Here is a 12,629-nt window from a genome sequence, read left to right as displayed (position 1 = left end):
GATGAATGTTTGAGATTGTCGTATAAACACGATAAATGCGCTGGTGTCCGCAGACCGGGTATTTGATGGGAGGTAAGAGTTGGCTGCAGCCAACATGGTGTTGGCTGCGCGCTGAGTATGTCAGTGATTGCGATTGACCGCCAGAAGTGCCAAATCGGTTAGAGCTTGCTTGAAGGCGGAATCAGGCAAATCTTGAATTGCCATTGCCGCACTTTGCGCAGCCTTTTTCGCTGCGGCTATAGTGTAATCGAGTGCGCCAGAATTCGTGATCGCGCTCAAGATAGCGTCAAACTTGGATTCATCGCCTTCTTTAATACAGGCTTTGACTAATGCTCGTTCTTCAGCATTGCCGTTTTTCATCAAATGAATCAAAGGCAGAGTTGGTTTGCCTTCGCGTAGATCATCACCGACATTCTTCCCGATTTCATCCGCTTTGCCAGAATAATCCAAGACATCATCAATGAGTTGAAATGCGGTTCCTAATGAACGGCCATACTCCCCGGCAGCTGCGATTTGTGTGGGGTTGGCGCCACTGATTAAGGCGCCAATTTCGGCAGCTGCCTCAAAGAGTTTTGCTGTTTTGCAACGGATGACTTCGAGATAGCGTTCTTCTGTGACATCAGGGTCATGCATGTTAAGTAGTTGTAAAACCTCACCCTCAGCGATGACATTCGTAGCATCAGCCAAAATGCGCATAATTTGCATACTATCGATCGATACCATCATTTGGAAGGCGCGTGAATATAAGAAGTCGCCAACTAAAACGGACGCAGCATTGCCAAATAGAGCATTTGCCGTTTGACGTCCGCGACGCAGTGAGGATTCATCCACGACATCATCGTGTAGCAAGGTTGCTGTATGAATGAATTCAACAATGGCGGCTAAATCGTAATGATGCTTGCCTTGATAGCTGTAGGCATTAGCCATCAATAGGACCAGCACTGGCCGGATGCGCTTGCCTCCCGCATTAATGATGTATTCCGAAATCTGGCTCACTAGCGCCACATCAGAATGTAATTGTTGGCGAATGACCAAGTTGACCGCATCCATGTCGGGCGCGATCAATTGATTGATGGTGTTTTGGTTAGGCGTGGCAGACAAGGGCGTATCCTGCAAAAGCAAAGTTGAAATGTGGCGTGATTATACGATGCCGTAAGAAGGCTGCACAGACAATGACCATTTCTGCACTTGCTGACTTTCATTTGCTCAGATTTGTTGACGTATTTAGCGTTGTTTCGACATGAGTCAGAAGGGTTTGGTGTGAATGCTAAGTGATCTTCCTTTGATCAATACAATAAAACACCAATTGCAAGTAATAGTTATTGGCGCAGAATGCATCAGTCGCTTTAATCTGCTTTGTATTGAAAAGGTACTGTATGTTGCTGAATCGAACTGTTATCGGTGTTTTCTTCTTGTTTGCCGCAATCCTGTCAAATACCTCTACCGCCAGAACAGTTGTTAGGGCACATGTGACTGGATGGATTCCAGTTTATGGCCTAGAGAAAACGACGCAAACGCTAGATAAAAATCCACATGTTTTGGCGGGTCTTACAAGGGTTGGTCTGCAGTTTTGGAATCCTTCCAGCGATGGCAAAAGTGTGGTGTTTGCTCCAACCAATAACGTTGGCGAACTATTACGTACGGAAGATGTCAGACGAGTCATTGATTTATTAAAGGCTCACAAGATACAAGTACTATTAACTGTTTATAACAATTCGCAGATCATTCAGCATTGGGACTGGGACTGGGCAAGACGGGCATTTAAAGATAATCCCCAGGATTTCATTACTTCTCTTATCGTCACCATGCAAGAGTACGGTTTGGACGGTATTGATCTTGATCTAGAGGGTGAGGGGGATTTCGATGTTGACAGAGTAGCTTATGCGCAGTTTGTCAAAAACTTAAGTGCGCAACTCAAACTGAAGAAAAAAATTCTTACCGTTGATAGTTTTCATAGCCCTTGCGCGAATGCGCCAAACATGAGTTGGTGGCGAGATTGGCAAGGTCAGATTGATGCCATTCATAGTATGGGATATCAAGATTTGTATGAGGGTAGTAACGCTAGTTTTACACCAAAGAATAAGTCGGTTTGCGAGGGCGGTGCGCCTATTTTTAAATACAGTTGGCAATTGGCTTATGGCAAGAAAGCAGGATATCGGGCTGATCAAATCTTGATGGGCATGCCAACTTGGTTAGATACGTGGGGTGAAGGAGGCTTGGGTTCTAGTATCTCAGCACACTTGCAAGAGGCTAGGGTGCTGGGAGTGGGAATCGCACTTTGGGATCTACAATTAAGTGCTACACAATGGCGTAGCGCCCAAACTTGGGCCGAGATCCAGCGACTGCACGGTGTTAAAGGCAAAGTGAAAGGACAAGCCAAGATCAATTTGAAAACAACCGTGCCTTAGTCGCTTGATATTTAAGTAATAAATTGAATACGACTGCTGAAAAATTATGCAAAAGTCTTTGACCGACCTCGCTAAGCTATGTATAATCCTCAGTTCCCTTGATTTTTTGTTGATAATTTCAGTAACTGTCAGTAAAAGCACTCGGGAATCCCTATTATTTATTTGATGAGGTTTCACATGTACGCGGTCATAAAAACCGGTGGCAAACAATATAAAGTTGTCGCTGGTGAAAAACTTAAAGTAGAACAGATACCTGCAGACATTGGCTCCGAATTCACTATCGATCAAGTACTCGCTATGGGTGCTGGAGAAACCATTAAATTTGGTACTCCATTGGTCGCAGGTGCAACGGTGCTGGTTAAGGTAATCGACCAAGGTCGTCACGACAAAGTTCGCATTTTCAAAATGCGTCGTCGTAAGCATTACCAAAAGCGCCAAGGTCATCGCCAAAACTACACTGAACTGCAAATCGTTTCTATCAACGGTTAATTCCGTTAAGAACGACGTAGAGCATATTCACTAGAATTCAAGGAGCTATTAAATGGCACATAAAAAAGGCGGCGGCACCACGCGCAACGGCCGTGACTCAGAGTCAAAACGCTTAGGCGTTAAAGTTTACGGCGGCCAAGCTATCAATGCTGGCGGTATCATCGTTCGTCAACGCGGTACTAAAGTACACGCAGGCGAAGGCGTTGGTATGGGTAAAGATCACACTTTGTACGCTCTGGTAACAGGCAAAGTACAATTTGCGATCAAAGGCGCGTTGAAGCGTCAAACAGTAATGGTTGTTGCTTAATTTATTAAGTTGACAATTTGCTGAACAAAAAGGCTCTGCCATAGGTAGAGCCTTTTTGGTTTTCAGAGGATTTAGAAGTAAGCATCACAATCAAGTGCTAAAAATTAGTATTAATTAACTGCCTTGTGAAAAACGATGATCGTAGCGATCGTCAAGCTTAATTGCCTTAGCCAATTAGCATATTTTGTCTTAGAACATTGTCTATTGCTGCTGGTGAAATAAAACAGCACAATAGCCCGTTCAGACTCTCAATTCGTAATCACCCAGTGTTCAGTTTTTAAGCGCGTCTAGATCACACCAGATGCCACCAAAAAGAAAGACTGGGAATCAAGGCTGAAAAGCCCTTTCGTTTAGGCGGCAAACATGAAATTTATTGACGAAGCAAGAATCGAAGTCATCGCAGGTGACGGCGGCAACGGTGTCGCATCCTTTTGTCGTGAGAAATTCCGCCCGTTCGGTGGTCCGGATGGTGGTGATGGCGGCAAAGGCGGCAGTATCTACGCTGTCGGCGACCGTAACATCAATACCTTAGTCGATTTCCGCTATTCCAAATTGCACAAAGCCAAAGACGGTGAAAACGGTCGTGGCGCAGATTGCTACGGCAAAGGTGCGGACGACATTCGCTTGCGCATGCCAGTCGGCACTTTAATTATGGACAGAGATACCGATGAAGTTATCGCCGATATCACTGAGCATGGCCAAGAAGTTTTGTTAGCGCGTGGCGGTGAAGGTGGTTGGGGCAATATCCACTTTAAATCTTCAACTAATCGCGCACCACGCCAACGCAGTGATGGTAAAGAAGGTGAACGCCGCGAACTGAAGCTGGAATTAAAAGTTTTGGCAGACGTGGGTCTCTTGGGTTTGCCAAATGCAGGTAAATCGACCTTCATCACGGCTGTTTCCAATGCGCGTCCAAAGATCGCCGATTATCCTTTCACCACTTTGCATCCAAACTTGGGCATGGTACGTGTCAGTCACGAAAAGAGTTTCGTGATCGCCGACATTCCAGGTTTGATCGAAGGCGCAGCTGATGGTATTGGCCTTGGCGTACAATTTCTCAAGCATTTACAACGCACCGGTTTGCTCTTGCACATTGTTGACTTAGCACCGTTTGATGATGATGTTGATCCAGTTAAAGACGCAAAAGCTTTGATTAAAGAATTAGCCAAGTACGACGAATCGCTGGCAGAAAAACCACGCTGGTTAGTCTTGAACAAGCTCGACGTTTTGAATGCAGAAGATCGCAAAAAACGCGTCAAAGATTTCGTTAAACGCTTCGGCTGGAAAGGCCCAGTATTTGAAATCTCGGCCTTGAATCACGAAGGTTGCCAAGCTTTGGTTAACGACATCTATGCGCATTTAGCAGAGAAGCGTCAAGCAGAGCAACGCTCACAAGAGACCCAGATGAAAGAAGAAGCTCAGGGGATTTTGTCGATTGATCCAGATGATCCGCGTTTTAAAGTGATTGATTAATTCGACTATTTCGAATTGATGCAAATGTAAAAAGAGCCGACTTGTTCGGCTCTTTTTACGTTTACTTTCATTTTCCTATAATATTTATTCAGAATAAAATTCTGGAAATTAAAATAAATTCAGAATAATGTATAATATGCGCGATTCAATTCCGAATGAAAACGCGATACAAAACCCCCATGCAATCCCTAATCCAAAACGCCAAACGCCTGATTATCAAAGTCGGTTCTTCTCTCGTCACCAATGAAGGGCGTGGTCTCGACCGAGTTGCTATCGCCAATTGGGCGCAACAAATTGCTGCGCTAAGAGCGATGGGTAAAGAGGTCGTGCTGGTCAGTTCCGGCGCGATTGCCGAAGGGCGACAGCGTTTGGGTTTTGAAACGCGCCCTACCGGCGTGCATGAGTTGCAAGCTTGTGCGGCGGTCGGGCAGATGGGTTTGGCGCAGATTTATGAGACTAGCTTTCGCGCGCATGATTTGGGAACCGCACAGATCTTATTGACGCATGCGGATCTGGCGGATCGTGAACGTTATTTGAATGCACGTTCCACGTTGTTGACCTTGCTTGGTTTCGGCATCGTGCCGGTAATTAATGAGAACGACACGGTGGTGACTGATGAAATTAAATTTGGCGATAACGATACGCTCGGTGCTTTGGTTGCGAATTTGGTTGAAGCCGATGCATTAATCATTTTGACTGATCAAAAAGGTTTGTACACTGCGGATCCGCGCAAAAATCCCGATGCGCAATTTGTACATGAGTCGCGGGCTGGTGATGTGGCGTTGGAGGCGATGGCAGGTGGTGCCGGTTCTAGTCTTGGGAGTGGTGGCATGTTGACCAAGATTCTTGCGGCAAAACGCGCTGCACGTTCTGGTGCGCATACCGTGATTGCTTGGGGGCGTGAAGACAATGTGCTGGTTCGTCTGGCGAACGGCGAGGCGATAGGTACGCAATTGAGTTCGGACATGGCGCCGCTGGCCGCACGTAAGCAATGGATGATGGATCATTTGCAGACTTCGGGGCAAATCGTATTAGATGCAGGTGCTGTGAGTAAACTGCGCGACGAAGGTAAGTCTTTGCTGGCAATCGGCGTGTCTGATGTGCGGGGTGAATTCGGTCGTGGTGCTGTGGTGAGTTGTGTAGACGTTGGTGGTCAAACCATTGCGAAGGGTTTAAGTAACTACAGCAGTGGTGACGCGCGTCGCATCATGCGCAAGGCGTCTTTTGAGATTGAAAGTATTTTAGGGTTTGTGGAAGAGCCGGAGTTAATTCATAGAGATAATCTGGTCTTGGTTTCCTAAGTGCCGATTGGTAGTTATTAACAAAAAAGCCCGCAAAACGGAACATTCTGCGGGCTTTCTTATTTTATGGTGATGATTTATTTATCAGCCATCCGTACCAAAGTGGATTTGCCGAACAAACTTTCAATTAAGTCGACCGCCAAGATCGCCGTTTGATTGCGCAAATCCAATGCAGGATTAAGTTCCACAATATCGAGCGAACCCAGTAAGCCAGTATCCGCAATCATCTCCATACACAATTGCGCCTCACGATAGGTTGGGCCACCAAGTACCGCAGTGCCAACACCTGGTGCGATGTCTGGATCGAGACAATCGAGATCGAAACTAACGTGGATATGGGTATTGTCATCAACACCTTCGAGTGCTTTTAACATCACCGCACGCATGCCATGTTCGTCGATATAGCGCATGTCGAAAACAGGAATGCCCATGTCGTGAATGAACTGACGTTCGCCATCATCGACACTGCGAATACCGATTTGACGGATTTCATTCGGCTGCATGGCAGGAGTGTAACCACCATAGGCGATTAATTGTTCTGGACCGTGGCCCATCAGGCAAGCAACCGGCATGCCGTGAATATTGCCAGTCGGGCTGATGGTAGAGAGATTACTATCGGCATGCGCATCAAACCACAAAACGCGCAATTTTTTGCCAGTGTCTTTGCAATGTTTTGCAACAGCGCTGATTGAGCCTATCGCCAAGCAATGATCGCCACCTAACATCATTGGCATATGGCCAAGCTTCAAGGAGCTGCTAACCTCATCGTAGACCGCTTGATTCCAGTCAATCGCTTCGTTCAGATGGCGCAAGCCATTGATCGGTGCTTGCCATGGATTTGCCGGACCATGCAAATTGCCGTGATCAATCACCGCTAATTCTCTGGCTTCCAGCGCTTGTACCAAACCCGCTACGCGTAGAGCGTCAGGGCCCATGCCCGCACCTTTAACACTAGCGCCAACGTCGGTTGGTGCGCCTATGAGTGAGATCGTTTTCATTCTTGGTTGTCACTTTCAAAAAACTGAAATGTAATTCTTAGTTTGATCATTAGCGCTTTATGTGTGATTGCGCTGACGGGCGTAATAGTACTGGCTTGCTGAACGATTGCGAACATTTTTTGCATAGTTTGGCGGTAAATTATGGCTATTTCACATCGATCAGGTGCACGAATTATAGACGTTCAGATAAAAATATGATTTCGTATTTGTCAGTTATAATCAAGATTATAGAAATTTAAAGTCGAATATTAGTATATTTTAGAAATATAGTGTCTAAATATCGAATTTTGGTAAAATTTGTGGGGGATTTGGGAAATATGGATAATTATGATCTGAGTATTTTGCGGCATTTACAAGTCGATGGCCGTATCAGCAATTTACAACTGGCAGAGAAGATACATTTATCACCACCGCAAACCTTGCGACGGGTGCGCGCCTTAGAAGAGGCTAACGTGATTCGAGCTTATACAGCGCAAGTGTCACCGGAGGCGATTGGTCTAGGTGTGATGGCCTTCGTTAGTCTATCGCTCGACAGAGAGCAATATCGTAATGTTCGCGAGATTGAACGTAACCTGATGGCTTTTCCTGACATTATTGAATGCCATACCATTTCCGGAGACTTTGATTACTTGCTCAAGGTGGTTGCTAGCGATCTGAAAGGCTTGTCGCAGTTTCTGACAGATAAATTGATGCAAGTGCCGGGTGTAGGGAATCTTCGTTCGATGATTTGCATGGAAGAGATCAAGCCGGTTAGTAGTTTGCCGATACGCTAACTCTAACTTTACACAACGAAACGTAAAGTTTTGCTGCGCATTGCGTAAGCATGCAGGTAGAATGCCAAATTAATACGAAATGCAGTGCCAATGGCGCTCGTGTCGTTGGTGATTCTGCCCGTAATTGATGCGTAGCGCATCATGAATCGGGTTTTTAAAACTCATTGAAAGGTGATCCTTCATGTTAAAGAAAAATATTCTGGCTGCGGCCTTGGTTATGGGTAGTGCATTGTTGAGTGCGCATGCCGCAGCGCAGACTAGCTATTTTGGTGGTTCTGTAGGCCGTTCTAAATGGAATTTTGATTGCGCGGGTGCAAACAGTTGCCATACAGCGGCTGGTAGCTGGAAGCTATTTGGCGGCTATGACTTCACACCTAATTTTGGCGTTGAAGGCAGCTATGTTTATTTAAATGAAGTTGGTGCGACTGCATCGTCTTTGAAGGCGACTTTTAATGGCCGTGGTGCCGATGTTGCGGCAGTTGCGAGAACGGCCCCAATGAATAATTTCATCGGCTTTGCCAAACTTGGTGTGGCATTTATGAAAGGTGAAGTCGTTGCTAGTGTGGGAAATCGTGCTGGTTCTGAGACGCATTATTCTGGACAGCCTTTGATCGGTTTGGGAGTTATGTATCAGATCGATAAAAAAGTGGCGATTCGTGCTGAGGTGGATCATCGCAATGTGAAGGTCGCTGGTATTGCTGAGACAACTTCCGGTGTCACGAGTTTTACTATCGGATTGCAATCTGAATTCTGATTGTGCTGATGGCAGTGAAGTTTGTTAGGCTGATCTTGATGGTCAGCCTTTTTTTTTGCTTTATTCATTTTGCTTCGATTTGAAACGGGCGTACAGTCTGTATTTATTTTGATGACGGTCCAGTTTTTTTAGGCCTCACTTCTTGGAGGGCAATATGCCAATTACCCCTGAATTGTTGCAGGACTTAATGCAGGCAATGGAGAGCGAAGGCGCTATTGATTTTGCAGGTTTGCCGTTTAAGCAAGATGAATTGCGTGAAATTGTTGCTAGTCACGTGTGCGAGCTTGCAATGAACATGGACAGCTTTAACGAGAGTGAGCGTTTCCTTATGTTGTTGGCGATCGTCGCCAAATTAAACTTAGAAAATCTGGTTTTGCATATGCAGCTGCAGCATGATCATCATATCCCCAGCAAGATTGCAGTCAATGAGCTAATGTTGAAATTCCGTAAAGCAGATTAGTACCTCAGTGTTCTGACGACTTTCTGCTATCAATCGAGGTGTAGTTGCTGCCCTTTTTATGCCGTATTCAGTACATTTTGGTATGACAGTGATGTAATCTGGATTGACCAAATTTGCTGTTTTGGTGAACCAAATTTATTATGTGGTAAGACCAATTGTTGTTTTTTGGCGTCTACAGGCAAAATATTTTTTCTCCTAAAAAGTGCTAAAGTCGATTTTCATAAGTAATTCTGGAAATGAGTTATTTCCTGTTTTTGTCTATTTTGGCGCGCTTTAGCCATTTTTTAGGCGAAATTTGTTGATTAATTAAAATTTAAGCTACTTTGCAAAAAGCACAATTTCCTGCTTTTCGATTGGGTATTGATAAATTGTCTATGTGAATAGTTCTCGCGTTGATCGCCCAATTACTTCTAGAATCGGTTCAAAGATAGTCGGACTGGAAAACCTTAGCCTTGTTTGTATTGATCGTTTTCAATCACCAGTGCTGTTTCCTGTGCCAACTAACCAAAAATTATCCGAGACAAAAGGAAGACGATCATGCGCAACAAAAATCTGCAAAAAAACATCAGACAGTTAGCATTCACGAGTTCGGTTTTAGCATTGGCGATTAGCAGTGCTTATGCCCAGGACGCAAAGTCAAAAGTTGACGAACTTCCCACCACCGTCACCATCACTGGTTTGCGCGCTTCTTTAGAGAATGCCTTGAATAAAAAACGGGATGATAACGGCATTGTCGATGTCATCAAATCGGAAGATATGGGCAAGTTTCCCGACACGAATCTGGCAGAGTCACTGCAGCGTATTCCGGGTGTGGTGATTGATCGTGATGCTGGCGAAGGTCGAAGCGTCACTGTGCGTGGTTTGGGGCAGGATTTTACTCGTGTTCGTATTAACGGCATTGAAGGTTTGGCGACTACTGGCGGCACCGATAGTTCAGGCGGCGCCAATCGTTCACGGGGTTTCGACTTCAATGTATTTCCCTCGGAATTATTTAATTCTCTGACCGTGCGTAAAAGCGCATCTGCCGATGTGGATGAAGGCTCGCTCGGGGCGACGGTAGATTTACAAACGATGCGCCCGTTTGATCTGCGCGGTTTCAATGCGACCGTAATGGCGAAGGGGCGGTACAACGATCTGTCACAAAAGACGGATCCACGGATTGGTTTCTTAATTTCGAATACGACGGCTGATAATTCTTTCGGCGTTCTTTTGTCTGGGGCATTTTCTAAGCGTCGTGTGTATGAAGAGGGTTTCAGTACTGTGCGTTGGGACAATGGACCCTCCTCTGGTGGTTGGTGCGCACCGATAGGTGTTACACCTGCCAATCCGACAACGTCGACCGCGACTACCTGCGGGCCGGCGGCGCAAGGCGTGTCGCGTTTGCCAAATACGCCCGAGAATATTGCGGCCTACAATCTCGCCAGTTCTGCGAATAATTTTGTCCCCCGCCTGCCACGTTATGGCCGCTTAACGCATGATCAAGATCGCCTCGGTTTAACAGCATCGCTGCAATATAAGCCGCAACGTGGCACGGTTTTTTCTTTAGATTTGCTGTACTCAAAATTGGATGCAACACGCCAAGAAGACTTTCTGGAAGCGATCTCGTTTAGCCGCAGCGCTAGCCAAGGTGGCAAGCCGCAAACGAGTGTGGTGAAAACAGAATATGCCTCGAATGGTGCCTTATTGTATGGCTTGTATAACGGTGTTGATGTCCGTGCTGAATCGCGTTTTGATGAGTTATCGACCACCTTCACGCAACCGACCTTAAGTCTTGATCATCAATTTAGTCAAACTCTGCGTATGAGTGCCAAGCTAGGTCGCGCTACCTCCAAGTTTGCCAATCCGGTGCAGACGACGACGACCTTGGATGCGATCAATGTCAATGGCTATGCCTTGGATTTTCGTAATAATGATCGCCTGCCCGTGATTACTTATCCGTTTGACCCTGCGTCTAGCACTGGCCCCATGACCTTGGCTTCGGTGCCGCAGGTAACCAGCGGAACACAGGCCGCAACCGTCGCTAATACAACGACCAGCGAAATTCGTATCCGACCACAAGGTGCGAACAATCGCAACGATGTGGCGCACGTCGATTTCGCCTGGGATGCGATCGAAGATAAGTTGACTTTGCGTGCTGGTGTTGATGTGAAGAAGTATGCTTTCGATTCGTATGAGTCTCGTCGCGTCAATCAAAATGACACCATTTTTGCACCTGCGGCTGGAACGACGATTGCCAGTTTAACGACACAACTCACCGGCTTTGGACGCGGGCAAAATTTGCCAGCCGGCACACCCACATCTTGGCTGATCCCTGATTTAAACGCCATCGCCAAAGCTTACGATATTTACTGTAATTGTTTAAAGAGCGGACCTGCTGGCGGTCCTGGTGATTTCACCTTGTCCTCCATTACCAATGGCAATGCACGTGGTAATAATCGTGCTGTCACTGAGAACGATAAGAGCGCATTTGTGATGGGTGACTTCACGAATAATATTGCAGGTTTCCCAGTGCGCGGCAATGCCGGTGTGCGCTATGTACAGACCGAGCAAATTGCAACTGGCTATCAAGCAAATGGTGGCGGTACCCAAGTCACGGTTCGTAATTCTTATATCGATGTTTTGCCATCCGTGAACATCGCTGTCAATTTATCAAAAGATGTCATTGCTCGCTTCGCTGCCGCAAAGGTGATGGCGCGTCCGCAACTAGGTAACCTCAATCCCGGCGGAACTATTTCCACCACCGGAACCTTGTCTGTGACCAGCGGCAATCCCTTGTTGGAGCCTTTCCGCGCGAATACGTTTGATTCAAACTTCGAGTGGTACTTTGGCAAAAATGCCTTTCTCGGTTTAGGACTATTCCAGAAGAATATCAACACCTACATCCAAAGCATACGCACCAACGTCGCATTTAAAGACACGGGTTTGCCTATGTCGTTATTGCCAGCCAATTTCACTGGGGAAGAAGTATTTCAGGTCACTGCGCCGATTAATACCAAGGGCGGTAAATTGAGTGGATTTGAATTGAATTACCAACAACCCTTCACTTTCTTACCAAGCTGGGGTAAGAATTTCGGTACGCTGCTTAACTACACTTATGTGAAATCTAAGATTGAATACGTGGTGTCACCAACGAGCGCAATAACGATCACCGATGACTTGTTAAATCTGTCGCCGAAATCTTGGAACGCAACGCTCTATTATGATGATGGTGCTTTCAGTGCGCGTGTGTCAGCATCCAAGCGGTCGTCTTTCTTGACTCGTGTTCCCGGGCAGAATAATAACGACGTCGAAGGCAAAAATAGTACGCTCAATGTCGACATGTCGGTCACTTATAAAATCAATGATAAGTGGGAAATCAGCTTCGAAGGTTCGAATTTGACCAATCAAACCAATGACCAATTCATCAGCCGTGCCCGCGATAGTGTGGTGGTGAATAACGTGACAGGACGTGAATTTTTAGTCGGAGCACGTTACAAATTTTGATATCGGCTTGGCGATCTAATTTGACTAGTCTGACGTAAAAATTACGCGGCTTAACGATACCTTGTTATGCCGCGTAATTTTTTTATGGGATTAATGTGCACGAAGGAATGACGATGTTTCACTTGTATTCAGCGAATAGAATTCATTGGCAGCGATGGCGCCTATTATTTTTTTGTTTCGCTC

11 protein-coding genes are annotated in these 12,629 nt (G+C 46.0%); 9 read left to right on the top strand and 2 right to left on the bottom strand.

What is annotated here, in order from left to right:
• Positions 1–120 precede the first annotated feature (120 nt).
• The gene (gene ispB, locus H8K52_RS06935) at positions 121–1,050 is read right to left on the bottom strand and encodes an octaprenyl diphosphate synthase (RefSeq protein WP_246464336.1); all 930 of its coding nucleotides are present in this window, start codon (positions 1,048–1,050) and stop codon (positions 121–123) included.
• A 326-nt stretch (positions 1,051–1,376) separates the two neighbouring features.
• Here ispB and H8K52_RS06930 point away from each other — a divergent pair, with 326 nt between their 5' ends.
• The 5 genes from H8K52_RS06930 (at position 1,377) to proB (ending at position 5,978) form a co-directional block, all read left to right on the top strand.
• On the top strand, positions 1,377–2,408 hold the full coding sequence (locus tag H8K52_RS06930; RefSeq protein WP_186922156.1) for a glycosyl hydrolase family 18 protein: 1,032 nt from the start codon (positions 1,377–1,379) through the stop codon (positions 2,406–2,408).
• A 177-nt stretch (positions 2,409–2,585) separates the two neighbouring features.
• Positions 2,586–2,897 (top strand): 50S ribosomal protein L21, encoded by a 312-nt coding sequence (gene rplU, locus H8K52_RS06925; protein WP_186892095.1) that lies wholly within the window; start codon positions 2,586–2,588, stop codon positions 2,895–2,897.
• Positions 2,898–2,949: 52 nt separating this feature from the next.
• Entirely contained in the window at positions 2,950–3,204 is a 255-nt protein-coding gene (gene rpmA, locus H8K52_RS06920) for a 50S ribosomal protein L27 (RefSeq protein ID WP_186892094.1), read from the top strand.
• A 363-nt stretch (positions 3,205–3,567) separates the two neighbouring features.
• Positions 3,568–4,677 carry an Obg family GTPase CgtA gene (gene cgtA, locus H8K52_RS06915; RefSeq protein ID WP_186922155.1) on the top strand — a complete coding sequence of 370 codons (1,110 nt, stop codon included), beginning with the start codon at positions 3,568–3,570 and terminating at the stop codon, positions 4,675–4,677.
• 179 nt (positions 4,678–4,856) lie between these two features.
• Positions 4,857–5,978 (top strand): glutamate 5-kinase, encoded by a 1,122-nt coding sequence (gene proB / locus H8K52_RS06910; protein WP_186922154.1) that lies wholly within the window; start codon positions 4,857–4,859, stop codon positions 5,976–5,978.
• Positions 5,979–6,055: 77 nt separating this feature from the next.
• Here proB and rocF read toward each other — a convergent pair whose 3' ends face one another.
• On the bottom strand, positions 6,056–6,976 hold the full coding sequence (rocF, locus tag H8K52_RS06905; protein WP_186922153.1) for an arginase: 921 nt from the start codon (positions 6,974–6,976) through the stop codon (positions 6,056–6,058).
• 317 nt (positions 6,977–7,293) lie between these two features.
• Here rocF and H8K52_RS06900 point away from each other — a divergent pair, with 317 nt between their 5' ends.
• From H8K52_RS06900 to H8K52_RS06885, 4 genes are all read left to right on the top strand, one after another.
• Positions 7,294–7,749 carry an Lrp/AsnC family transcriptional regulator gene (locus H8K52_RS06900; protein WP_186922152.1) on the top strand — a complete coding sequence of 152 codons (456 nt, stop codon included), beginning with the start codon at positions 7,294–7,296 and terminating at the stop codon, positions 7,747–7,749.
• A gap of 181 nt (positions 7,750–7,930) precedes the next feature.
• Positions 7,931–8,503, top strand: a complete 573-nt coding sequence (locus H8K52_RS06895; protein WP_186922151.1) for an outer membrane beta-barrel protein — start codon at positions 7,931–7,933, stop codon at positions 8,501–8,503.
• Positions 8,504–8,657: 154 nt separating this feature from the next.
• Positions 8,658–8,963 (top strand): hypothetical protein, encoded by a 306-nt coding sequence (locus H8K52_RS06890; protein WP_186922150.1) that lies wholly within the window; start codon positions 8,658–8,660, stop codon positions 8,961–8,963.
• A 537-nt stretch (positions 8,964–9,500) separates the two neighbouring features.
• Positions 9,501–12,446, top strand: coding sequence for a TonB-dependent receptor (locus H8K52_RS06885; protein WP_186922149.1), 2,946 nt, complete (start codon positions 9,501–9,503; stop codon positions 12,444–12,446).
• Positions 12,447–12,629 lie beyond the last annotated feature (183 nt).

This window comes from Affinundibacterium seohonense, from assembly GCF_014284305.1.
GTDB classification, from domain to species: Bacteria; Pseudomonadota; Gammaproteobacteria; order Burkholderiales; family Burkholderiaceae_D; genus Undibacterium; species Undibacterium seohonense.
Note: the sequence above shows the minus strand (reverse complement) of the source record. Positions and strands in the feature narration are given on the sequence as shown.